The organism is Bartonella sp. AP58NXGY, from assembly GCF_042195785.1.
Lineage (GTDB): Bacteria > Pseudomonadota > Alphaproteobacteria > Rhizobiales > Rhizobiaceae > Bartonella.
Genome location: NZ_JBHIOY010000228.1, coordinates 1 through 313 on the forward strand (window position 1 = coordinate 1; position 313 = coordinate 313).

The window sequence follows — 313 nt, forward strand, 5'->3', positions numbered from 1 at the left end:
GATTTTTTATGAAGAGATAAATTTTGTGACAGATGAGAAGAGATTTATCTCTCTTACCATTTTCTTTTTTTTCTTTGTTCTTTTATGGATATGTATTTTAGCAACGGTTCCTGTTATTATCATCCTTCGTGAAATTTTAACCTCTCGGCTCAACAAGAAGATTCAGCAATTGGAAGAAGTGACTAAAGCACCCCAATCAATCAATTTATAAAAGGAAGAGGATAAAATGCATTACGGTATGGCGGTAGCGTCCACGGTGGTTTTGGTGGGTTTGTTGGGGGGCATTCTTGATTTTTTCTTAATAATACCTATT

1 pseudogene is annotated in these 313 nt (G+C 34.8%); it reads left to right on the forward strand.

Annotated features, from left to right (window positions below):
- A pseudogene (locus ACFINC_RS10605) lies at nt 1-211 on the forward strand (hypothetical protein); the annotation flags it as partial.
- Between the last annotated feature and the right edge of the window lie 102 nt (nt 212-313).